Below are 21,146 nucleotides of genomic sequence, written 5' to 3'. Positions count from 1 at the left end.
AAAACGTCTGATGTCTGAACTTTCGTTGAAAAATGTCGTCAAGCGCTTCGGCGCGCTGGCAATCATCCATGGCGCCAATCTTGAGGTAAAGGACGGCGAGTTTGTCGTCTTCGTCGGCCCCTCCGGTTGCGGCAAGTCGACACTGCTTCGCATGATAGCCGGTCTTGAGGACATCTCGGGCGGCGAGATCAACATTGGCGGCACGGTCGTCAACGATGTCGAGCCGGCCGATCGCGGCATCGCCATGGTCTTCCAGTCCTACGCTCTCTACCCGCACATGACGGTCGAGGAGAACCTGAGCTTCGGTCTGCGCATGAACGGCAACCCGAAACAGGACACGGAAAAGCGCGTCAAGCATGCAGCCAACATTCTGCAGATCAATGAGCTGATGCATCGCCGCCCGAAGCAACTATCAGGCGGCCAGCGCCAGCGCGTTGCGATTGGCCGCGCCATCGTGCGCGAACCACAGGTTTTCCTCTTCGACGAGCCGTTGTCGAACCTCGATGCGGAATTGCGCGTGCAGATGCGTGTCGAGATCTCCCGTCTTCACAAGCAGCTTGGCACGACAATGATCTATGTCACGCATGACCAAACGGAGGCGATGACGCTCGCCGACAAGATCGTCGTCCTGCGTGCAGGCAATATCGAGCAGGTCGGTGCGCCGCTCGACCTCTACGATGATCCCGCCAACCAGTTCGTCGCCGGCTTCGTCGGTTCGCCGAAGATGAACTTCCTCGAAGCAGAGATCATCGAAAAGGACGGTGCAACCGCGACGATTGCGCTTGCGGGTGACAGGAATGTCCGCCTGAACATGCCCGTGGGCAGCTCGGTCATGCCCGGCACACAGGTGACGCTCGGCATCCGGCCGGAGCATTTTGTCGACGCCGGGCAGGGTGAGGCAGATCTCACCGTGACGATCGACGTCGCCGAGCATCTTGGCAACACAAGCTACATCTATGCGACCACGGCAGGCGGCGAGCCGCTCATTATCGAGCGCCCGGAATCGCGCGCTGCCGGCAATCGCGACACACTGACCGTCGGCCTGAGCGCCCACCGCATCTTTCTGTTCGATGGCGACGGCAACCGCCTGCGCTGACTGTAAACCTCATCCCAAGATTTATGCAATGAAGAGGAATTCCCTATGAGCACAGACCAACCGATCCGTTGGGGCATTATCGGTCCGGGCACGATCGCCCGCACCTTTGCGGACGGCATCGCGCATTCGCGGACGGGAAAACTCGTCGCCATTGCCACCCGCAACCCGCAAAAGCCCGGACTCGGCGAGAACTTCCCCGGCGCCCGCATCGTCAATGGGTATGATGCGCTGCTGGCGGACGCAGAAATCGACGCGATCTATATCGCAACCCCACATACCGGTCATGCCGAATGGGCAATCAAGGCTATCCGCGCCGGCAAGCACGTTCTTGTCGAAAAGCCGATTGCACTTTCCGCGTTCGACGCCGATGCGATCTATCACGAAGCCAAGAAGGCCGGCGTCTTTGCCGGCGAGGCCTTCATGTATCGCGTTCACCCGCAAACGGCCAAGATCGTCGAACTGATCACAGGCGGTGTCATCGGCAGCGTGCGCATCATCCGCTCGAGCTTCGGTTTCAACATGGGCTCGTTCAAGCCCGAGCATCGGCTTTTTGCCAACGAGACGGCCGGCGGCGGTATCCTCGATGTCGGAGGCTATCCGGTCTCCATGGCACGGTTGATCGCAGGAACTGTCGAAGGCAAGCCGTTCCTCGAGCCGGAAAGGGTCTCAGGCGTCGGTCACCTCGGTCAATCGGGGGTGGATGAGTGGGCGTCCGCCGTTTTGAAATTTCAAAACGGCGTCATCGCCGAAGTGTCCTGCTCGATCATGGCCCAGCAAGACAATACGCTGCGCATCATCGGTTCGGAAGGGCGCATCGAGGTCAAGGATTTCTGGTTTGCCTCCGGCCATAAGGGCGGCACTGGCAGGATCGAGATCTTCAAGGGCAACGAGCAGCAGACGATCGAGGTCAAGGAAGACCGCTGGCTCTATTCCTTTGAGGTCGATGCAGCCGGCGATGCGATCCGCGCCGATGAAAAGGAATTCCGCGCACCCGGCATGAGCTGGGCCGACTCGGTCGGAAACCTGCGTGTTCTTGATCAATGGCGGGCCTCGATTGGTCTGGAATACGGCGTCGAGAAGGCGGACAAGCGAACCGCGAACATCGCAGGTGGTGCGGTTCGGCGCGGAAACAGCATCCCGCAGCGCCAGATTCCCGGCATTTCGAAGCCGGCTTCGCTCGTCACGCTCGGCTTCGAATTCTTCCCGAACTTTGCTGCCGCGTCTCTGACCCTCGACGCATTCTACGAGGCGGGCGGCAATGTCTTCGACACGGCCTTCGTCTATGGTGGGGGCAAGACCGAGAGCATCTTTGGCGACTGGCACACCAGCCGGAAGGTGCCGCGCGAGGAGATCGTGCTGATCGGCAAGGGCGTCCATTCCCCGCTCTGCTATCCCGATGTCATCGCCAAGCAGCTCGACCAGTCGCTGAACCGTCTGAAGACCGACTATGTCGATATCTACTTCATGCATCGAGACAATACCGATATTCCGGTTGGCGAGTTCGTCGATGCCATGGACGCAGAGGTCAAGCGCGGTCGAATTCGTGGCATCTTCGGCGGATCGAACTGGACGCGCGAGCGCGTGGACGAAGCCGCAGCCTACGCCGCCAAGAATGGCAAGACGGCGCCGGCTGCCCTTTCCAACAACTTCTCGCTTGCCGAGATGCTCGATCCGATCTGGGCTGGATGCGTGGCGGCTTCCGATGACGGCTGGAAGAAATGGCTGAATGCCAAGCAGATCCCGAACTTTGCATGGTCGAGCCAGGGACGCGGCTTCTTTACGGAGCGCGCCGGACGCGACAAGCGCGATGATGAGGAAATTGTCCGTTGCTGGTATTCGGATCGCAATTTCGAGCGCCGGGACCGGGCAATCGAGCTCGCAAACAAGCTCGGACGCAGCCCGATCCACATCGCGCTCGCCTATGTAATCGCCCAGCCGTTCCCGGTCATTCCGCTGATCGGACCGCGCACCATCGCCGAGTTGGAAGACAGCCTCTCGGCGCTCGACATCAAGCTGACACCGGAACAGGTGAAGTGGCTGGAAGCGTGACGCGATAGCAACGATCGCCCGGGGCTTTGGGCGCCAGTCCCGGGCGTGTGGCTTCACTTCCCTCATGCACAAAGGACCACTGGACGCTGGAGCAGGACACCTTCGGGGCGTATAGTCGAAAGCTTTAGGTCGGACCAGCGGCCCCACCCTGACTGTCAATAGGGGAGCGAAAACGATGAAACGGCTGGTATTGACCACGGCGTCGATGACGCTCGTGGCCTTTGGTGTTTTGGCTCAAGAGCCTGTCGTCGGCACCTGGAAGACTCAAGTCGGCACCACTGCGGCCATCGACGAATGCGCGCAGGGCTACTGCATCACGATGAAGACGGGCAACAATGCGGGCAAGCGCATCGGCTCGTTCCAGGGCAGTAACGGTAACTTCACCGGAACCATCGTGGAGCCGGAGAGCAAAAAGACTTTCACGGGAGTGCTCACACTCAGTGGCGACACGGTGCACATGCGCGGCTGCACGATGAAGGTGATCTGCGTCTCGCTGATCTGGACGCGGTTGTAACTGCGAGTGGAACTATGCCGGCTGCTTTGTGCGCGGCTAGTTCCGGCGCTTCAGCCCGTCGATAACCTGCCGGTATTCCTCGGCGATGGAGATTGCCGCTTTTGCGACCACCGGACTGATCGATTTGCGGTCAATGGCGTGCGAGCAGGCTTCGAATACACCGCGCAGCTCGCGTTCGATCCATGAGAGCTCCGGGTATTGCTCCACCAATACCTGCGGAAGAAATTTTGCCTTTGCTTTCATTGACTTGGATCTAACGATGATGCTGGGATCTGCAGACGTGACATCGAGAATGGCTGCTTCGAGTTGTCCAGTGGCGCTGACGATATCGGTAACCAAGGCCGTCATTTTTCCCTCCTAACAAAGGAACCCCTGAAAAATACCATGCATTCCTCGTGCCAAACTGGTGGCCGGAAGGTTTTGCGACTGCCAAAGTTGGGCTGGTAGCAGAAAGGTTGCCATTGGCGGCCATCGATGACGAAGTATTGATGGCACACGCTGTTTTCCCAGTCTCACCGGGACCTAGTTTCTGTCCAGTTGGTGGCAAACTATGTCGTGAGGATGACATGAAAACGCTTCGAAGGATGATGTGCCTCGGGATGGTCGTTGCAATCGCGGGCGTCGCAACAGCGTGTTCGACAAGCTCAGACGCTCCTCGAACAACGGGGTCGGTTGGGTATGGCGCTCACAACGCAGACTTTGCATTGCGGCCAGCGTGCAGCGGTGGATTTGGTAATGATCGTCCCTGTAGCTACTAAGCGTTGGGCGCGGTGCTTGGCCCAGGCTTGTTCGACTGCGAGCCGTCGAGAGCCTTGAGTATTTGAAGCCCTGCCGCAACGCCACGACACATAGGAATTCGGCGATCCGGATGTACGTAGCGGAGAAGAGTTCGAGGGCCCGGCCTTCAGACCCAATACTTCTCACACAAATAAATAACTATTTAGATACAAAAAATTCCATTGTAAATTCCGTACCTTAATGGAACAGCGCCGGACTTTCGTCAATTGTCAGACCTTGACAGCGTGTGGGTTTGGCTGTCTGTTTCAGCCAGAGGAGGCCGCCCAGGACTCAAAAAGCCGGGGCGTTTGGAATTTTCCAGGAGGACATTGCTGTTATGTTGAGATTTGCCGTCGTCGGGATCGATCATGGACACACGTTCGATCACGTGAAGGGCCTGCTTGCGGCGGGTGCAGAATTCGTCGGATATTGCCCGCAGACCTCGGTGCCTGCGCTGTTGGAAACCTTCAAGAGAACCTATCCGGATGCCCCGCAGATCGCTCGCGACGCTATCTTCGCGGATCCGTCGATCGACGTGATCTGCATCGCCGCAATCCCGCGTGACCGCGCAGGATTGGCCATCCGCGCGATGAAGGCTGGCAAGGACGTAATGACCGATAAGCCCGGTGTGACGACATTTGCGCAGCTGGAGGAAGTCAAACGCACCGTCGCCGAAACCGGCCGCATCTTTTCGATCTGCTTTTCCGAGCGCCATTGCGTGCGATCCGCCGTCAAGGCGGGCAAGCTCGTCAAAGAAGGGGCGATCGGTACGGTGATCCAGACGCTCGGTATGGGGCCGCACAGGCTGCAATTGCCGACACGGCCGAACTGGTTCTTCGATCCGGAGCAGTTCGGTGGCATCATCGTCGATATCGCCTCGCACCAGGTCGATCAGTTCCTCTTTTATACGGGATCGACGAGCGGTGAAGTCGTGGCAAGCTCGGTTGGCAATTTCGGCATGCCCGACAAGCCTGCATTCCAGGACTTCGGCGAGGTGCTGCTGCGCTCCGAGAAAGCCTCGGGCTATGTGCGTGTCGACTGGTTTACGCCGGAGGCACTGCCGACTTGGGGCGATGGCCGCCTGACCATCCTTGGTACGGAGGGCTATATCGAGCTGCGTAAATACATCGACATCGCCGGACGGCCGGGCAAGGACCACCTCTTCCTCGTCAACGGCAAGGAGATGACGCACATCGATTGCAGCAGCGAGAAACTCGACTATTTCGATGCCTTCGCTGCCGATGTGCGCGACCGCACCGAGACGGCGATGCCCCAGGCTCATGTCTACGAGGTCTGCCGCCTTTCGCTGGAAGCACAATCGAAGGCCGCGCGCCTGGGTCATCGCTAGGGAAGCTGTCATGTCCAAGAAGTTTCGCGTCGGTATCATCGGGGCGGGGATCGCCTCCCGGCACCTGACAGGCTTTGTCTGGAACAAGGAGCTGTTTGACGTTGCCGTCCTTTGCTCGCTCGACGAGGACCGCGGCCGGGCGCTTTGCGAGGAGTTCGGTATTCCCGAATATACCCAGGATGCCGAGACGATGATCGCTCGCTCCGATCTCGATATCATCGACATCTGCACCCCGCCGAGTTCGCATTTTGAGCTATGCCGCAAGGCGATCGAAGCCGGAAAGCACGTCATCTGCGAAAAGCCGCTGTTCGGCTCGATAGCTGAAGTCGACGAGATGGCCCGCATTGTCGCGCGCGCCGAAGGTCCGCGACTGATGCCGATCTTTCAGTATCGCTACGGCTCGGGACTTCAAAAGCTGAAAATGCTGATCGATCTCGGCCTGACCGGCACTCCATTCCTCACCACAATCGAAACCCATTGGTGGCGCGGCCCGGACTATTATGCGGTCCCGTGGCGGGGAAAATGGGTAACCGAGCTGGGTGGCGGTCTGCTTGGCCACGCGATCCACGCGCACGATATGCTGAACTATGTGCACGGCGCATGCGCCGAAATCTTCTCCTACGGGGCGACACTGGTCAATCCGATCCAGGTCGAGGATACGGCAGCCCTTTCGGTGAAGATGAAGAACGGTTCGTTGGCGACGCTGTCGATGACGCTCGGCTCCCGAAAGGAAATCTCCCGGCTGCGGTTCTGCTTCTCCGATCTCGTCGTCGAGAGCATTGTCGAGCCTTACACAATGGGTCGAGACCCCTGGAGCTTCATTGCCGGGACGGAAGAGCATCAGAAGCGCGTCGACGAGGCGCTGGCAGGTTATGTCGTCAAGGAAGACGGCTACACCAGACAGTTCGAACTCTTCCATGATACATTGACGACCGGCGGCGAGCCACCGGTGACGTTGGAAGATGCTCGCAACTCACTGGAGCTGGTGACCGCCGCATATCATTCGCAGCGCACTGGCAAGCCGACGCTGCTGCCCATCCTCTCCGACCATCCGCTCTACCATTCCTGGCTGCCGGAAGAAGAGCGACGCCAGGCAGCCGGAGCCTGAGCCGATGATCAAAAGCTTCGAGCATGTCGGCATGGTGACCGCAGACATGGACCGGTCGCTTGCCTTCTACCGTGATCTCCTTGGCCTGCGTCTTCATTTGCGCAAGACGATGGCCAACGGCACGGAAGTGGCTTTTCTCGACACCGGTGGCGGCATGCTTGAGATCTTCGCCCCGCCCGGTGGCGCCACACCTGCCTTAGACCTGCCGCCGGCCACATCGGGCGTGCTGCATATTACTTTCCTAGTCGAAAGCGTTGATGAGAGCTTCGCAAAGCTGGAGGCGGAAGGCGTGGAGATCAAGGAGAGGCCGCGCCCAGCCGTCAATTCTGAGGTGCTGGATCGAGTGGCCTTTCTTCGCGATCCCGACGGCATCATCGTCGAGCTCGCGGAACGCCGTGATGAATTGAAGCGCATCTGATCCCCACAAACATGCCGGCGGCAGGAACATTTTTGCGTTGCGGTAACGACTCCGTAATGCTGATTTGTCAGCCTGAAGGAGACGATACATTCCTTCATGGCTGGGGTTGGCATGTCACGCAGCAAGGACGACTGGATCAATCAGCGTGCTTATGCACTCTGGGAAGCCGAAGGGCGGCCGGAAGGTCGCAGCGGCGAACATTGGCAGCAGGCCGCACTGGAATACCAACAATTGGAACTGACCCGCGCTTCCGTTGACGGCAGCGACCTCATCGAGCGCCTGCGGGCAATGGGTCGCCTGATGCACGCGAAGGACGTTGAAAATGGCATTGATGTCGCCTCGCACGGACAAACAGCATCTGCGTGATCGACGGGCCGGTGCCTGATGATTGCTGACCGCCAAGAAACGAAAGATTACCATAGCCGAAGCACGCGACGTTGCGATATCACCCTGCCAAAGGTGGAAAGCTCTCGATCATGAATCACGATAGTAACCGTGACGCTCCTCCCACGATTGCCGATGTCGCGCGTTTGGCGGGTGTGTCGCGTGCGGTCGCCAGCCGGGCGCTTTCCAACGAACCGCGGCCAGTATCCTCCGAGAAGCGAGAGCGCGTGATCGCTGCGGCTGCAAGCCTCGGCTATAAGCCGAACCTGTTGGCACAGAGCCTGACCACCAAGACCGTCAATCTCGTGGCCGTCGTGGTTAATCACATCCACGATCTCTCGGACCTCGACCTGTTTGACCGGCTCATCGATCAGGTCCAAATGGTCGGCAAGCAGGTCATCCTGATCCGCATCGGATCGGTCGCGCGCGTCGAAGAGTTCCTGCGCAATGGCGTCGCCTACCATGTCGACGCTGCGCTGGTGTTTTCCGATTTTGCGGACGCGCCGACCGTCCGGCGGATGTTCCGCTCCGATCATGTCATCATGCTGAACGGCCTTCACGACGAGTTTTCTCCCGTGATCATCCCGGATGAGCATGCTGGCATCGCCGAAGCCGTCGCGGATGCCGCATCCAAGGGTGTGCGCAGGACCGTTCTTGTGACCGGACGTGCGTCCTCTCCGGTCGAGCAGGCGCGGATCCGCTCCTACCAGGAAGCCTTTTTGCGCTACGGCATCAATCTCGTACGAAGGATCCAGGGCGACTATTCCTATGAAAGCGGGCATGCGGCGGCCACGGAACTCACGGGCGTTGACCTTTTCGATGCTGTCTTTTGCACATCCGATGCGATGGCGATGGGCATCTTGGACGTCCGCCGGACCGACTTTCCCGATGGCCGTCCCTCGCGCTTCCGGCTTTATGGTTTCGACAACCTGTCACTGACCGATTTCGACGCCTATCCGATCTCTTCGATCGGCTACGACAAGGCGCTCTATGTCCGCCATATTGTCGATTCAGTTGCCAACCCCGGCAATTTCACGCCAGGCCAGCTGCCGGTGACAGTGCCGACACGTTTCGTGCCACGCCTGACGGGCTAACGAGCAACGGGCCGCCCGAAGGCGGCCCGCGATCATTTTACCACTGAGGATTGAGGGCAGGGGGGTTGGATTCTGCACCCCACCACTTTTTGTAGTTCGCCGCATAGGCGCCCGACTGGATGTAATCGGAAACAAACATGTCGAGCCAGCGCACGAATTCCGGATCACCCTTGGCGACGGCAATGCCGATCGGATCGTTGGAATAAAGGCCCGGCAGGGTCACGAGCGACGGGGTCTTGGTCGCGAGATAATCGAGCAGCGACGAATCCTCGATTGCCGCATCGACGCGCTTCTGCTGCAACTGGAGGACTCCGTCCGGAGCAAACTGATCGACGTAGACGAGCTGCGCATCTGGAACGGCGGTCTTGAGGAAGTTTTCGCCCGTCGTGCCGCGACCAACGACGACCTTCTTGCCGGCGAGGTCCTTCAGTTCCTTGATGCCCGCATCCTTCTGAACGATGACGCGTAGGCCAGCCCGATTGTAAGGGATCGTGAAATTCACTGTCTTGGCGCGCTCGAGCGTTGCCGAGGTGTTGGCGACGGCGACGTCGATCTGGCCCGAAACGAGCATCGAGATACGAGCATCGCCTGAGACGTCGACGAACTCGACCGGCACACCGAGCTTCTGGGCAAGCTGTGTTGCGACATCGACGTCGTAACCGACTGGATTGTTCTGCGCGTCACGGAAGCCAATCGGCTCGCCGCCGAGCGACACGCCGATGCGAACGGTGCCCCGCGAGCGGATATCGTCGATCATCCCGGCGAAGGACGGAAATGCCGAGCCAGCCGCGATGGCCAGGGCGGCAAGGGTAGTCAGAATGCGCTTCATGGTTCATTCCCTCTTTTAGTTATGCCAGTTTCGCTGCCCGCAATTCCGGTTCGGGCATCGAGTCCTCCCAGAGCCAGTACCGAATCTCGCCCTCGCATCTGAAATTCACGACCTCGTGGTTTCCTTTGGCATCGACCGCGTGGATCACGACGCCGGCCAGGAATCCGGTGGAGAGTTCATTGAGCTCATCGACGGCGAGCTTCACAGCGTCGGAGAGCGAATAGCCAAGCTTCATCGCAAGAACCACCGTGCGCGCCGTCGAACAGCGCATCGTCATTTCGCCAGTATGCGTGCAGGCGGCCGCCCCATAGCGGCTGTCGGCATAGAAGCCAGCGCCGGGGATCGGGCTGTCGCCAAGACGGCCCGGATATTTCCATGCCCAACCCGATGTCGACGTCGCGGCATGGATGCCGCGTTTGGGATCGGCCGACAAGAAGACGGTCGTGTCGCGAACGCGCTCCGGATCGGTGATGGCGCGGCTGAGAGGCGCCAGCGGAATATTTGGAAACTTCGCCAGATCCTCCGGCGAGAGCTCCTTTTCCAGTCGCTCCCACCAGACCCGCTTGCTGTCCTCAAACAACACCTCGTCATCCGAGAAACCGATTTCACTCGCAAAGCGACGTGCGCCATCGCCAGTCAGCATAACGTGGGGAAGGCGCTTCATGACCTCATGAGCAAGGCGAGCCACTGGAAGTGTATTTGGAACGGCGCCGACCGTGCCGACCTCACGTGTATTGCCGTCCATCACCGCCGCATCCAGCTCCATATTGCCAAGCATATTGGGCCAACCGCCGTACCCAACGCTGCGAACCTTCACTTCGCTTTCTACCTTGCTGATCCCCGCAACCATCGCATCCAGGCTGATTGCACCATCACGCAACATTTCGACGGATGTCGGAAAACCCGGCCAGGCTTCTTTATTGGCCAAAAGGAGCATCTAGAACCTCTAATCTTTGCGCATCTTGGAAAGGAACTGGGCGACACGCGGCTGCCCCATGCCGCCATCGGCGGAGAAGAACTCTTTGGTTGGCAGGTCGACCAGCAGCCTGCCCTTGTCGAGAAAGACGATGCGATCCGAAATCTGCCTGGCGAATTCGACCTCGTGCGTGACGAAAAGCATCGTCGTGCCCTCCTGCGCGAGCTTGGCAAGGATTGTTAACACCTCTGCCGTCATCTCCGGGTCGAGCGCACTGGTCACTTCATCCAGCAATAGGTAACGCGGCTGCATCGCAAGCGCCCGGCAGATGCCGACGCGCTGGCGCTGACCACCGGAAAGCTGGGCCGGGTAGGCATCGGCCCGGCCACCGAGGCCAACCGATTCCAGCAGGGCGCGGGCCATCGCCTCCGCCTGGCTGCGGGGCTTCTTCAGCACTTCGACCGGCGCGAGCGTGATGTTGGCGAGGACCGTCATGTGCGGATAGAGGTTGAACAGCTGGAAAACCGTGCCTGAGCGCTTGCGCGCTTCGGCAAGCTCCTTGGGCTTGCCGACATCAAACTCGTCGACCGTGATCCTGCCGCCACTCAGCTTTTCCAGACCGTTGATGCAACGGATCAGCGTCGACTTGCCGGATCCGGACGAGCCTAGGATCGAGACGACCTCGCCCGGCGCAATGGTTAGATCAACGCCGTCGAGCACGGTCGTGTGGCCGAAGGCCTTTCTTACGTTTTCAACTCTTATCATGTCAGAGCCCTCTCCAAGCACTATGGGCGCGAAGGCGTTTTTCGAAGTGCGACCCGAGCCAAGCGACAAGCTTGGCGGCGGCGTAATAAAGCAAGCCGACAGCCGTCCAGACGATAAATGGCTTCAGCGTCCGCATATTGAGAATGTTGCCGATCTTGGTCAGGTCGACGACGCCGATGACCGAGATCAGCGAGGTTACCTGCAACTGGTTGACGAGGAGCGCGATCAGCGGACCAACGGCAAATGCCGCTGCCTGCGGCGCCACGACATGACGAAGCACCTGCCAGCGGCTCAAGCCAAACACGCGCGCGGCTTCGATCTGGTCGCGGCCGATCGACTCGATTGCCGAGACTGCAATCACATAGACGAAGGCGGCAGTGTTGGCCGAAAGCGTGATCGTCGCCGCGGTGACCGGTGTCACGCGGATGTGAAGGAGACCGGGCAGTCCGAAAAACACCAGAAACAACTGCACCAGCACCGGTGAATTCTTCAGGAGCTCGGAAACGAAGGTGATCGCTTCACAAAGCAGCGGCACGCGATAGAAGCGCACGATTGCCCAGCTGATGCCGATCATCAGTCCGACCAACGATGTCGCGAGAAAGAGTGCAACATTGACGCTGAGACCCTGCGCCAGAAGAATGAGGTCAAAGGACGTGAAATCTGTAAAGCGCATCAGGCAACAGCCTCCATCATGTCACGGTTGAGGCGACGGTGGAGCAGTGCGATGGCGAGCGAAACGAGGTAGGTCAAAGCCGCATAGACAACGAGCAGCACAATATAGACTTCGAAGGGCCGGTATGTCTGCGAGACCACGATTTGTGCCGAACCGGTCAATTCATTCAGCGTGATGGTGGAGAGGATCGACGAGGTGAGGATCATGTTGATGAGAACTGAGCCGAGTGGCCGTATCGACGTTCTCAGCGCAATCGGCAGGACAATGCGCGTGAACATCACACGCCGCGACAGGCCACTGACCTCGGCTGCTTCGATGATGCCCTGATCGATTGCCAGAATGCCGGCGCGGATCACATCCGAGGCGTAGGCGCCGCCGGCGATCGACAGCGCGATCACGCCCGTCGTGAAGGCATCGATATAGATGCCGATCTCTGGCAGGCCGTAATAGAAAAAGAACAGTTGCACGATGAAGGGCACGTTGCGGAAGATATCGACGTAGATGAACGAGATCCGCTGCAGGAGCGCCGACGAGGATGTTCGCGCGATCGCCACGAATGCGCCCATGATGACGCTGCCGGCGAGCGCGAGCGCGCATGCTTGCGCCGTCAGAAGGGCGCCTTGCGCGAGAAAGCCGAGATGAGGCAAGAGAATCGACAGGTCGAGCCGCACGATCTCTCCATGAGCGTGAGTGAAACCGGTTTCATCGTGCCCCGACAACCAAACATTGTCAAGAATGCAGGGGGAGATTTCCTGACCTTCCTGGTGTGGCGGCAATGAACTTAACGGATTGGCGTGACGTAGCCGATTTTGCCAAGATGATCGAAAACTGCATCAGGACCATTTGCTGATTCGCAGACGTCTGACATTTTGCCACACATAGAATGAGCATCGCCATGAGTCATATCCCACAGATCGACTATGCTACTGCTTCCGATGAGATTCGCGCCGTACACGATGAGGAGGTGAGGGTACGCGGGCTTATGACGAACATGAAGCGCACGCTATTGCATTCACCCGTTGCCCACCGCGTTTACGCTGAATGGTTCACGCTTCGCGCCGAGCTCTCTTCAATTCCCGATAGACCTATCTGGGTCTTCTCGCACGCCATTTCGAAAGCCGCGAACTCGAAAATTGCCGTCACCTTCTTTCGCCGGGCGCTCATCAATGCGGGCTTCGACCCGGAGGCCCTGATCTTGTCTGAAGACGAAGTACTCCTCAACGCCTTCGGCAAGGCAATCGTTGTCGATTCCAACGCGGTCCCCGCCGAGATCTGGGCGAAGCTGAAGGATCGATACGATGCCAAGACGCTCGTCGATCTTGTGGCCTTTGCTGGTATCATGCTCGCGACAGCGGTCTTCAATAATGTGGTAGAGGTTGACTTCGATCCAGAGCTCGTGGCCTTCACGGAGACTGCTGAGTAAAGCCAAGCTGGTCGAATCCTCAGCACGTCGCTCAATGGGAAATGGCACGTGCGGATATAGTTCAACAACGCAAGGCCGATTGGGTGTCGCTTCAACTCTTCGAGACGCTTCTCCATCATGCCCGTTCGACAACTGCGTCACGAGATCGAGCGGTATCTTATCGATCGGACTTCGGGTGGACCGTTGGTGATGACGCAAAAGCGAACAGCATTCTCTCCCCACGCACTCTGCCAGTTGACGGGGCAACGCTACCGAAATGTCGGTTTTCACCTCATATCGCCGCCGCCGTGATCCGTCATTGCCTTTACCTTTGCGGCAAGCTCGCTGGCGACGAAGACCGCATGTTCCGTGATCTGTGGCAAGCCCATCAATTCTCCGAATGTGCCGCGCGCCAGCGGTCCGGAAATAAGCAAGGTCGCATCGGGGTGCCCTTCAGCACCAATCGCCTCCGAGTGCTCGGAACACGCGATCCCGAGACCGGTTGGGTCGAGCTGCAGGTATGATTGATCGCGAAGCCTGGAAAGCCATGTCTGGCTTTCAAGGATGCCGCCATGCGCCGGACCCGTTGTGACGACGACGGCATCGTAGCTGCGCTGTAGTTGCGAGCCATGCCGCTGCCTAAGCTCCACATGGATGGCCTCATCCTCGCGACGCACGCGAGCGACGGAAGCCGCCAGCACCTCCATCCTGCCTCCGGCGATCGCCTGCTCGAGTACCTCTTCCACCTGAGGCGCGATCCGGAACCGATGAACGTCCCAATAGGGCCTGATATGGCGCACGATCCTGCAACGCTCTGAAATCGGCAGGTTCTGCCAGATTGCCTGGCCGTGGCCGCGCACTTGGTCAATGACGGCATGCCATGTCAGCCCGCCGGCTTTTGCCTGAGTGATGGCTTGCCGGACGCTCCGCAACAATGCTGTTGCACTATGGACCGGGGCAGCCTCGAACTCGCCGAACGGGTCCTGCGGAAAAGGTGCATGACCTCTTGATCTCAGTCCCCGGCGCGAAATCGATGTGATCTGACCGCGATGGCCGGTCCGCGCGAGCGAGGCGACGATGTCAGCAGCGGTAAGACCATTGCCGACGATCAGCAGCCTGTCGTCCGGCCGGATGGTGTCAAGTGCTCCCGCGCAGGTGGAATCGGCTACAAATCGCTCGTGTCCTTCAAGCGAGCGCAAAACACCTGGCGTCGATGGCGATGGATGGCTGGTGGCGATCACCAGAAAGTCGGCAAACACCTGTCCGCCCTGGCTATCGGTTATGTGCCAGAGCGCACCGTCCCGGCGCACCGCGATAACGAGCGCGCGACGATGGCGCACAGCGCCGCTCTGCACGAAAGGAGCGACTGCTGACGCAATATAGGCTCCGAACACATGGCGCCGGGGAAAGAGGTTGCCATCTGGCCGGTAAGCTTCCGGGTCGTCGGCGACAGCGTCATTGTGCGCGATCCATTCGAGGAAATCCTCCGGATGGTCCGGTAGCAGGCTCATGCGGGCGGCTGGAACATTGATGCGATGGGCCGGATCGGTCGTATCATACGCAAGCCCTCTGCCAAGCTCGCGCCGTGGCTCAAAGACGACGATTGCTGGCGCTCGGTCAGCCATGGAGTGCGCCAGATGGTATGCGACGCCGGCTCCCGAAACGCCTCCGCCGATAATCGCCACCACAGGTCGGCGTATCCTGTCGCGAAGGGCCTGTTGTGATGTCGTGCTGTCTTGCTTCAATGCCCGCGGTCCAAATCGCCTTTGTTTCAAGAGCGCATGTTTGTTCTTCGCGCTCGGATGGTTTAACTTAGAGTCAGTCAGGGAGCCCGGCAACGGCAATATTCTACTAAATCAGTAGAATTTTTATCCCGCTATTCCGTCCAGGCGCCGAAGAGTTTTCCTGTGCTGCAGCGCAATAGAGATCGGCGTGCTTGGTTTACCCTGAGCAGTTTTGAAATTATCTGGCCGTCAGAGGCCAGCCCTCATCAATTCAAGACGGGAAACACCACAATGAACAAGAAGACGTCCACATCAAGTCTGACGCGTCGTGCAAGCCTTGCCGCGATCGCCGCCTCGACGGTCGCCCTGATTGCTTTTGCATCGCCTGTTGCGTCGTTTGCCGAAGACAAGTCGATCAAGGTCGGTATCATGAGCGGCGAGGATGAAGATGTCTGGCGCGTCGTGACCGCCGAAGCCGCCAAGAACGGCCTGACGATCGAAACGGTCGTCTTCAACGACTATACACAGCCGAACGAGGCGCTGGAACGCGGCGAAATCGACGCGAACGCCTTCCAGCATAAGCCTTATCTCGACAACCAGGTCGCGCAGCACGGCTATCATATCGTCCCCGTCGGATACACGGGCGTCTGGCCGATCGGCCTTTACTCCAAGAAGCACAAGGCAGTCGCCGAGATCACCGAAGGTGCGACCATCGGCGTGCCGAATGACCCGTCAAACGAGGGTCGCGCACTGCGCGTTCTGCAGAACGAAGGCATCATCAAGCTCAAGGACGGGACGGGCATTCTCGCAACCGTCACCGACGTCACCGAGAACCCTAAGAAAGTTGAGATCAAGGAACTTGATGCCGGTGTGGTCGGCCGTGCTATCGACGATCTGGATGCCGCAGTCGTGAACACCGACTGGGCTCTGAAGGCGGGGCTGTCTGCGGCTGACCGCATCGCACAGGAGCCGATCGCCGACAATCCGTATCGCAACTTCATTGCCGTCAAGCAAGGCAGCGAGAACGAGACCTGGGTGAAGACACTGGTGTCGTCCTACCAGAACGACGCCGTTAAGGCGGAGTTCGACAAGGTGTATAAGGGAACCGGCGTCAGCGCTTACTGATCGACATTCGCGCCGAGAGGTTAGGCGCGTTGAACAAGGCGGTCCGGGCGTTCCTTGCCCGGGCCGCCTTGGGCGTTTCCGAAGGGAAAGAACATGAACTCAATTGTATCGGCCTCCGCAATCGGGGCCACGCCGGAGGCGGCGTCGGAAGAGGTGGTCCGCCTTGTCGACGTGCATCGGCATTTTGGTGCGACTGCCGCTCTCGACGGCATATCGCTCACCGTCCGCAAAGGTGAGATCCTCGGCATCATCGGACGCAGCGGCGCGGGAAAATCCACCCTGATCCGCTGCCTTAACGGCCTGGAGCGTCCTGACAGCGGCGAGATCGAGATCGAGGGGTCCAGTATTATCGGCCTCGATGAAAAGGATCTGCAGCCGCTTCGCCGCCGCGTTGGCATGATCTTTCAGCACTTCAACCTACTGGCGTCGAAGACGGTCGAAGAAAACGTCGCACTGCCGCTTAAGATCGCCGGCGTCGCAAAGGCCGAACGCCTGAAGCGCGCGCATGAATTGCTGGAGCTTGTCGGCCTCGCGGGCAAGGCAAAAGCCTATCCTTCGTCTCTGTCCGGTGGCCAGAAGCAACGCGTTGGCATTGCCCGAGCGCTCGCGGCGCGCCCGGCATTGCTGCTCTCTGATGAAGCGACATCTGCGCTCGATCCGGAAACGACCCGTTCGATCCTGACCCTTCTGAAGGATATCAACCGCAAGCTCGGCCTCACGATCGTGCTCATCACGCATGAGATGGAGGTCGTGCGCAATATTGCCGATCGCGTCGCCGTCATCGATGCCGGCCGTATTGTCGAGGAGGGTCAGGTCTGGGCGGTGTTTGCCGATCCCAAGGCGCCGATCACCCAAAGCCTGCTGGCGGGAAGCCGCCCGCAATTGCCGGAGCATATCGCCGCCCGGCTGTCACCCACGTCCGGACAGGAGGCGATCCTCAGCGTCGACATGGCCGGCCCGGCTGCGCAGGGCGCGGTTTTTGCCGATCTCTCCACTGCGCTGCCGCAATCCTTCCGGCTCGTCCACGGTGGCATCGATCATATCCAGAACCAGCCGGTGGCACGCTTCTTCATTGCTATCCCGATGCGCGACCCAGCCCTGAAGGACAAGGTTCTGCAGTTTCTGAAGGCCCGCTCGGCGCGGGTGGAGGTTCTCGGCTATGACACCGATCATGTTTAATCTTCTGCTTCGTTCCCTCTGGGAAACGATCCTGATGACCGGTGCATCCGGGCTGATTTCGCTGGTCTTCGGCCTGCCGCTTGGTCTGGCGCTGGTTCTCACGAACAAGGGCGGCATAGCCGAGAACGCCTGGGTGAACGGCATTTTGAGTGCTATCATCAACGGCTTCCGCTCCGTACCGTTTATCATCTTGCTGGTCGCGCTGATCCCGCTGACGCGCCTTATCGTCGGCACCGCACTTGGCACGTGGGCCGCCATCGTGCCGCTCGCCATTGCCGCGACGCCCTACTATGCGCGTATCGCCGAAGTGTCGTTGCGCGAAGTCGACCGCGGCCTGATCGATGCCGTGCGCGCCATGGGCGGCAACCGCTGGACAATCATTCGCGAAGTGCTCGTTCCGGAGGCGCTGCCTGGCATTGTCGCCGGATTCACAGTGACGCTGGTGACGCTGATCGGCGCCTCGGCGATGGCCGGCGCGATCGGTGCAGGCGGTCTCGGCGACCTCGCCATCCGCTACGGCTACCAGCGTTTCGAGACGACCGTCATGGTGGTGGTCGTTGCCGTGCTGATCGTCCTTGTGTGCGGCATACAGTGGCTCGGCGACCGGCTGGTCGCCAGGCTTGACCACAAGTAATTAATAACGAAACGCCGCGGCAGGGTGCGAGGATGGCAACCTGCCGCGGCCGCCGAACAGCTTCTGCCTGAGGGATCCCTCGGCGTACTGCGCCTTGAAGAGTCCGCGCTCCTGCAACACCGGCACGACAAGATCGACAAAATCGCGCAGACTTTCAGGTGCCACCGTGCGCGCCAGGTTGAAGCCATCCACACCACCATCAAAAACCCACGCCGCCAGGCGATCCGCCACCTGCTCGGCTGACCCGACGATCGGCCTCATGCGGCTGCCGAGCACCATTTGATCAATGATCTGGCGCAACGTCACAGGCTTTGGTGCCTTCTTGGTGATTGCGGCAAGCGCGGACTGATTGGCGTTGGTTGACGTCTGCGCGATCGGCTCGTCGAGACCGTACTTCGACAAATCAACGCCTGTCGAAGCCGAGTAGTGCGCGACAGACGCTTCCACGCTCGCATGCCGGCGGTAGTCTTCGAGCTTATCCAGTGCTTCCTTCTCGGTGCGACCGACGACCGCGCTGACGAGGCCAAGAACGCGCAACGCATCCTTTCCACGACCGAATGCTTCGGCCTTCCGCCGCAGGGCCTCCACGGTCGGACGTGCCGCCTGCGGGGTCGGCGCAGCGATAAAGACGCATTCGGCATGGCGGGCCGCGAAATCCTGCCCGCGCGCCGAGGCGCCCGCCTGAAAAAGCAGTGGCGTGCGCTGCGGCGAGGGCTGAGAAAGATGAATGCCTTCCATCTTGTAATATTGGCCGTCATGCCTGATGGCGCGAACTTTTGAAGGGTCGGCGAAGATGGCGCGCGCCCTGTCACAAAGCACCGCATCGTCGTCCCAACTTCCCTCCCAGAGCTTGTAGAGGATTTCGAGATATTCCTCGGCCGCATCGTAGCGTGCGTCGTGTTCTGGCAATGTCTCAAAGCCCATGGCGCGCGCGGCACTGTCGAGATAGCCGGTGACGATGTTCCATCCGATCCGCCCCTTTGTCAGGTGATCGAGCGTCGACATGCGCCGCGCCAACAGGTAGGGCGGCTCGTAGGTCGTGTTGACGGTTACCCCGAAGCCGAGATGCTTGGTAACGTATGCCATGACCGAGATCGGCATCAGTGGATCGTTGACCGGGATTTGCGCGCCGGTTTCGATGACGGGCGCCGGACTGCCTTTGTAGACGTCGTAGACGCCGACGATATCCGCCAGGAATATTCCGTCCAGCTTGCCCCGCTCGGCGGTGCGGGCAAAATCCACCCAGTAATCGAGGTCGGTATATTGAAGGGACGTATCGCGTGGATGCGTCCACATGCCATGATTGATATGGCCGACGCAGTTCATGTCGAATGCAAAGATCTGCATCTGCTTCATATATCGTTCCCTGTGCCGGCAGACCCGGCGCGCTCGTGAGCTAGAGGGGCGCTCGTGTGCCCTCGTTAGCTCTTACCTTTCCACGGAACGAGGGCAGCTTCCAAGAGCCGAACGGCAGCACTGAAGGCAAATGCACAGGCCGCGATGATGCCGATGCCGACGAAGACGACGTCGGTCGCCAGAAACTGGGAAGCGGACATGATCATGTAGCCGATCCCGCGGTTTGAAGCGATCAGTTCAGCCGCGACGAGCGTGCCCCAGCCGACACCGAGCGCAATGCGCATGCCCGTCAGGATCTCCGGCAGCGCCGATGGCAAAACGATGCTGACGAGAAGCTGCCAGGGCCGGGCACCGAGAGAGCGAGCCGCATGGACGCGCTCGATCGGCAGCGAGCGCACGCCGGCCTGTGCCGAAAGGCAGATCGGCGCGAACATGGCAAGCACAAGCAGCGTCACCTTCGAAGTCTCGCCGATCCCAAGCCAGATGATCATAAGGGGTAGATAGGCGAGCGGCGGCAGCGGCCAATAGAATTCGATCGGCGTGTCAAAGATGCCCTTTGCCCAGCGATTGAGGCCCATCAGCAGGCCAACCGGGATACCGGCCGCGATGGCGATGGCCGCCGCCGTCGCGATCCTGAAGAGGCTTGCAAAGACATGTTCTCCAAGCGAACCTCCGGCATAGCCGAAGCGATAGACGGCGCCGACCTGCGTGACAACCTCCTGCGGCGTCGGCAGGAAGAGACGCGGCACCAATCCGAGCTTTGCGACAAGCCACCAGGTGCCAATCAACGCGACTGCCGTCGCAAGGCTGATCACAAGCGTACTGCTTTCGCCGGCGCCGAACCCCTTCATGTGAACGGTTTTCAGGTGATCGGGCCGGGCGCCGACGACAACGCCGCTCGTTTCGATGACATCGCTCATTCCGCCGCACTCCTGATTTCGTCGCAGCCATGCAGAATGGTCCGAATTTCTTCTCGCAAACTGGCAAACGCTGGTGCGGTCTTGATCGATCGGGCATCGCCGGTTCGGGCGAACTCACGGATGAAATCGAGATCAAAGCGCGCGACGATGCGGCCCGGACGCGGCGACATCACCACGACCTGCGTGCCGAGGAAGAGGGCTTCCTCGATCGAGTGCGTAATGAAGAAGATGCGTTTTTTCGTGGTTTTCCAAATCGATACGAGCAGTTCCTGCATCTGTTCTCGAGTCAGGCTATCGAGCGCGCCGAACGGCTCGTCCATCAACAGCACCTCGGGATCGGCGGCAAGGGCGCGGGCAATGCCGACGCGCTGCCGCATGCCGCCGGACAACTCGTAAGGAAAGGCCTTTGCAAAGTCTTTCAGCCCGACCAGTGACAGTAGCTCTTCTGCGCGCGCGCGCCGCACAGCCCTTGGAACGCCCGCAAACTGCAGGCCAAGCGCGACATTGTCGAGGACTGACTTCCAAGGCAGCAGCGTGTCTTTCTGGAAGACGACGCCACGGTCCGCGCCGGGACGTGTGACCGGTCGGCCGTCAAGAGTAATGGTGCCGGTGGAAAGCGGCAGAAAGCCTGCAATCGCGTTGAGAAGTGTGGATTTGCCGCAGCCGGAGGCGCCGAGTGCCACGACGAAGCTGTTGTCCGAAATATCGAGCGAAACGCGATCCAGGGCATGAACCGTGCGGCCATCCCGCGTTTTGAAATAAACGCTTGCGTGATCCACTTTGAGCATGTGCCGTCTCTTCATATTATGACGCTGGCGCGATATCGCGCCAGCGT

23 protein-coding genes are annotated in these 21,146 nt (G+C 59.7%); 13 read left to right on the top strand and 10 right to left on the bottom strand.

The window, feature by feature from the left end; all coding sequences use genetic code 11:
- The first annotated feature begins 10 nt into the window (after positions 1-10).
- The 3 genes from ugpC to FHT71_RS22280 all read left to right on the top strand — a co-directional run bounded on the left by ugpC (position 11) and on the right by FHT71_RS22280 (position 3,659).
- Entirely contained in the window at positions 11-1,096 is a 1,086-nt protein-coding gene (gene ugpC, locus FHT71_RS22290) for a sn-glycerol-3-phosphate ABC transporter ATP-binding protein UgpC (RefSeq protein WP_132587916.1), read from the top strand.
- A gap of 45 nt (positions 1,097-1,141) precedes the next feature.
- On the top strand, positions 1,142-3,145 hold the full coding sequence (locus tag FHT71_RS22285) for an aldo/keto reductase (RefSeq protein ID WP_132587915.1): 2,004 nt from the start codon (positions 1,142-1,144) through the stop codon (positions 3,143-3,145).
- Positions 3,146-3,320: 175 nt separating this feature from the next.
- On the top strand, positions 3,321-3,659 hold the full coding sequence (locus FHT71_RS22280; protein ID WP_132587914.1) for a DUF2147 domain-containing protein: 339 nt from the start codon (positions 3,321-3,323) through the stop codon (positions 3,657-3,659).
- A 36-nt stretch (positions 3,660-3,695) separates the two neighbouring features.
- On the opposite strand, the gene FHT71_RS22275 is transcribed toward FHT71_RS22280, so the two are convergent.
- Positions 3,696-4,007: a hypothetical protein gene (locus tag FHT71_RS22275; RefSeq protein WP_132587913.1), complete on the bottom strand. Its 312-nt coding sequence runs from the start codon at positions 4,005-4,007 to the stop codon at positions 3,696-3,698.
- Positions 4,008-4,225: 218 nt separating this feature from the next.
- Between FHT71_RS22275 and FHT71_RS31875 the strand changes: the two genes are divergently transcribed.
- From FHT71_RS31875 to FHT71_RS22250, 6 genes are all read left to right on the top strand, one after another.
- Positions 4,226-4,417 carry a hypothetical protein gene (locus FHT71_RS31875; protein ID WP_132587912.1) on the top strand — a complete coding sequence of 64 codons (192 nt, stop codon included), beginning with the start codon at positions 4,226-4,228 and terminating at the stop codon, positions 4,415-4,417.
- A 356-nt stretch (positions 4,418-4,773) separates the two neighbouring features.
- Entirely contained in the window at positions 4,774-5,784 is a 1,011-nt protein-coding gene (locus FHT71_RS22270) for a Gfo/Idh/MocA family oxidoreductase (protein WP_132587911.1), read from the top strand.
- A gap of 10 nt (positions 5,785-5,794) precedes the next feature.
- Positions 5,795-6,892 (top strand): Gfo/Idh/MocA family oxidoreductase, encoded by a 1,098-nt coding sequence (locus tag FHT71_RS22265; protein WP_183722076.1) that lies wholly within the window; start codon positions 5,795-5,797, stop codon positions 6,890-6,892.
- A gap of 4 nt (positions 6,893-6,896) precedes the next feature.
- Positions 6,897-7,310, top strand: coding sequence for a VOC family protein (locus tag FHT71_RS22260; protein ID WP_132587909.1), 414 nt, complete (start codon positions 6,897-6,899; stop codon positions 7,308-7,310).
- A gap of 111 nt (positions 7,311-7,421) precedes the next feature.
- Complete coding sequence (locus tag FHT71_RS22255) at positions 7,422-7,676, top strand: DUF2934 domain-containing protein (RefSeq protein WP_132587908.1); 255 nt, start codon at positions 7,422-7,424, stop codon at positions 7,674-7,676.
- A gap of 110 nt (positions 7,677-7,786) precedes the next feature.
- Positions 7,787-8,788 (top strand): LacI family DNA-binding transcriptional regulator, encoded by a 1,002-nt coding sequence (locus FHT71_RS22250; protein WP_132587907.1) that lies wholly within the window; start codon positions 7,787-7,789, stop codon positions 8,786-8,788.
- A 37-nt stretch (positions 8,789-8,825) separates the two neighbouring features.
- Here FHT71_RS22250 and FHT71_RS22245 read toward each other — a convergent pair whose 3' ends face one another.
- The 5 genes from FHT71_RS22245 to FHT71_RS22225 are packed head-to-tail and all read right to left on the bottom strand — an operon-like array spanning position 8,826 to position 12,642.
- Complete coding sequence (locus FHT71_RS22245; RefSeq protein WP_007797499.1) at positions 8,826-9,617, bottom strand: transporter substrate-binding domain-containing protein; 792 nt, start codon at positions 9,615-9,617, stop codon at positions 8,826-8,828.
- A gap of 19 nt (positions 9,618-9,636) precedes the next feature.
- The gene (locus FHT71_RS22240; protein ID WP_183722073.1) at positions 9,637-10,554 is read right to left on the bottom strand and encodes a N(4)-(beta-N-acetylglucosaminyl)-L-asparaginase; all 918 of its coding nucleotides are present in this window, start codon (positions 10,552-10,554) and stop codon (positions 9,637-9,639) included.
- A gap of 9 nt (positions 10,555-10,563) precedes the next feature.
- Complete coding sequence (locus tag FHT71_RS22235) at positions 10,564-11,298, bottom strand: amino acid ABC transporter ATP-binding protein (RefSeq protein ID WP_132587905.1); 735 nt, start codon at positions 11,296-11,298, stop codon at positions 10,564-10,566.
- A 1-nt stretch (position 11,299) separates the two neighbouring features.
- On the bottom strand, positions 11,300-11,971 hold the full coding sequence (locus FHT71_RS22230; protein ID WP_132587904.1) for an amino acid ABC transporter permease: 672 nt from the start codon (positions 11,969-11,971) through the stop codon (positions 11,300-11,302).
- Entirely contained in the window at positions 11,971-12,642 is a 672-nt protein-coding gene (locus FHT71_RS22225) for an amino acid ABC transporter permease (RefSeq protein WP_132587903.1), read from the bottom strand. The genes FHT71_RS22230 and FHT71_RS22225 overlap by 1 nt, the downstream gene beginning before the upstream one ends.
- Before the next feature lie 224 nt (positions 12,643-12,866).
- Here FHT71_RS22225 and FHT71_RS22220 point away from each other — a divergent pair, with 224 nt between their 5' ends.
- Positions 12,867-13,394, top strand: a complete 528-nt coding sequence (locus FHT71_RS22220; RefSeq protein ID WP_132587902.1) for a hypothetical protein — start codon at positions 12,867-12,869, stop codon at positions 13,392-13,394.
- A gap of 266 nt (positions 13,395-13,660) precedes the next feature.
- Here FHT71_RS22220 and FHT71_RS22215 read toward each other — a convergent pair whose 3' ends face one another.
- Positions 13,661-15,118, bottom strand: coding sequence for an FAD/NAD(P)-binding protein (locus FHT71_RS22215; RefSeq protein WP_210294251.1), 1,458 nt, complete (start codon positions 15,116-15,118; stop codon positions 13,661-13,663).
- A 270-nt stretch (positions 15,119-15,388) separates the two neighbouring features.
- Between FHT71_RS22215 and FHT71_RS22210 the strand changes: the two genes are divergently transcribed.
- The 3 genes from FHT71_RS22210 to FHT71_RS22200 all read left to right on the top strand — a co-directional run bounded on the left by FHT71_RS22210 (position 15,389) and on the right by FHT71_RS22200 (position 18,035).
- Positions 15,389-16,222, top strand: coding sequence for a MetQ/NlpA family lipoprotein (locus tag FHT71_RS22210; protein WP_007797477.1), 834 nt, complete (start codon positions 15,389-15,391; stop codon positions 16,220-16,222).
- Between the two features lie 93 nt (positions 16,223-16,315).
- The gene (locus tag FHT71_RS22205; RefSeq protein WP_132587900.1) at positions 16,316-17,401 is read left to right on the top strand and encodes a methionine ABC transporter ATP-binding protein; all 1,086 of its coding nucleotides are present in this window, start codon (positions 16,316-16,318) and stop codon (positions 17,399-17,401) included.
- Positions 17,382-18,035 (top strand): methionine ABC transporter permease, encoded by a 654-nt coding sequence (locus FHT71_RS22200; protein ID WP_132587899.1) that lies wholly within the window; start codon positions 17,382-17,384, stop codon positions 18,033-18,035. Before FHT71_RS22205 ends, FHT71_RS22200 begins: the two co-directional genes overlap by 20 nt.
- Here FHT71_RS22200 and FHT71_RS22195 read toward each other — a convergent pair whose 3' ends face one another.
- From FHT71_RS22195 to FHT71_RS22185, 3 genes are all read right to left on the bottom strand, one after another.
- Positions 18,036-19,391, bottom strand: a complete 1,356-nt coding sequence (locus tag FHT71_RS22195) for an LLM class flavin-dependent oxidoreductase (protein WP_183722067.1) — start codon at positions 19,389-19,391, stop codon at positions 18,036-18,038.
- A gap of 65 nt (positions 19,392-19,456) precedes the next feature.
- On the bottom strand, positions 19,457-20,311 hold the full coding sequence (locus tag FHT71_RS22190) for an ABC transporter permease subunit (protein WP_183722065.1): 855 nt from the start codon (positions 20,309-20,311) through the stop codon (positions 19,457-19,459).
- Positions 20,308-21,099 carry an ABC transporter ATP-binding protein gene (locus tag FHT71_RS22185; RefSeq protein WP_132587896.1) on the bottom strand — a complete coding sequence of 264 codons (792 nt, stop codon included), beginning with the start codon at positions 21,097-21,099 and terminating at the stop codon, positions 20,308-20,310. The genes FHT71_RS22190 and FHT71_RS22185 overlap by 4 nt, the downstream gene beginning before the upstream one ends.
- Between the last annotated feature and the right edge of the window lie 47 nt (positions 21,100-21,146).

It is taken from the genome of Rhizobium sp. BK060, assembly GCF_014193145.1.
GTDB lineage: Bacteria > Pseudomonadota > Alphaproteobacteria > Rhizobiales > Rhizobiaceae > Rhizobium.
Note: the sequence above shows the minus strand (reverse complement) of the source record. Positions and strands in the feature narration are given on the sequence as shown.

What these genes read in the sequence shown, in the direction of transcription:
- FHT71_RS31875 (WP_132587912.1), top strand. Translation starts at nt 4,226, where the DNA reads ATGAAAACGCTTCGAAGGATGATGTGCCTCGGGATGGTCGTTGCAATC.
- FHT71_RS22275 (WP_132587913.1), bottom strand. Translation starts at nt 4,007, where the DNA reads ATGACGGCCTTGGTTACCGATATCGTCAGCGCCACTGGACAACTCGAA.
- FHT71_RS22190 (WP_183722065.1), bottom strand. Translation starts at nt 20,311, where the DNA reads ATGAGCGATGTCATCGAAACGAGCGGCGTTGTCGTCGGCGCCCGGCCC.
- FHT71_RS22285 (WP_132587915.1), top strand. Translation starts at nt 1,142, where the DNA reads ATGAGCACAGACCAACCGATCCGTTGGGGCATTATCGGTCCGGGCACG.
- FHT71_RS22200 (WP_132587899.1), top strand. Translation starts at nt 17,382, where the DNA reads ATGACACCGATCATGTTTAATCTTCTGCTTCGTTCCCTCTGGGAAACG.
- FHT71_RS22265 (WP_183722076.1), top strand. Translation starts at nt 5,795, where the DNA reads ATGTCCAAGAAGTTTCGCGTCGGTATCATCGGGGCGGGGATCGCCTCC.
- FHT71_RS22245 (WP_007797499.1), bottom strand. Translation starts at nt 9,617, where the DNA reads ATGAAGCGCATTCTGACTACCCTTGCCGCCCTGGCCATCGCGGCTGGC.
- FHT71_RS22205 (WP_132587900.1), top strand. Translation starts at nt 16,316, where the DNA reads ATGAACTCAATTGTATCGGCCTCCGCAATCGGGGCCACGCCGGAGGCG.
- FHT71_RS22235 (WP_132587905.1), bottom strand. Translation starts at nt 11,298, where the DNA reads ATGATAAGAGTTGAAAACGTAAGAAAGGCCTTCGGCCACACGACCGTG.
- FHT71_RS22220 (WP_132587902.1), top strand. Translation starts at nt 12,867, where the DNA reads ATGAGTCATATCCCACAGATCGACTATGCTACTGCTTCCGATGAGATT.
- FHT71_RS22210 (WP_007797477.1), top strand. Translation starts at nt 15,389, where the DNA reads ATGAACAAGAAGACGTCCACATCAAGTCTGACGCGTCGTGCAAGCCTT.
- FHT71_RS22260 (WP_132587909.1), top strand. Translation starts at nt 6,897, where the DNA reads ATGATCAAAAGCTTCGAGCATGTCGGCATGGTGACCGCAGACATGGAC.
- FHT71_RS22230 (WP_132587904.1), bottom strand. Translation starts at nt 11,971, where the DNA reads ATGCGCTTTACAGATTTCACGTCCTTTGACCTCATTCTTCTGGCGCAG.
- FHT71_RS22255 (WP_132587908.1), top strand. Translation starts at nt 7,422, where the DNA reads ATGTCACGCAGCAAGGACGACTGGATCAATCAGCGTGCTTATGCACTC.
- FHT71_RS22250 (WP_132587907.1), top strand. Translation starts at nt 7,787, where the DNA reads ATGAATCACGATAGTAACCGTGACGCTCCTCCCACGATTGCCGATGTC.
- ugpC (WP_132587916.1), top strand. Translation starts at nt 11, where the DNA reads ATGTCTGAACTTTCGTTGAAAAATGTCGTCAAGCGCTTCGGCGCGCTG.
- FHT71_RS22195 (WP_183722067.1), bottom strand. Translation starts at nt 19,391, where the DNA reads ATGAAGCAGATGCAGATCTTTGCATTCGACATGAACTGCGTCGGCCAT.
- FHT71_RS22280 (WP_132587914.1), top strand. Translation starts at nt 3,321, where the DNA reads ATGAAACGGCTGGTATTGACCACGGCGTCGATGACGCTCGTGGCCTTT.
- FHT71_RS22270 (WP_132587911.1), top strand. Translation starts at nt 4,774, where the DNA reads ATGTTGAGATTTGCCGTCGTCGGGATCGATCATGGACACACGTTCGAT.
- FHT71_RS22240 (WP_183722073.1), bottom strand. Translation starts at nt 10,554, where the DNA reads ATGCTCCTTTTGGCCAATAAAGAAGCCTGGCCGGGTTTTCCGACATCC.
- FHT71_RS22185 (WP_132587896.1), bottom strand. Translation starts at nt 21,099, where the DNA reads ATGCTCAAAGTGGATCACGCAAGCGTTTATTTCAAAACGCGGGATGGC.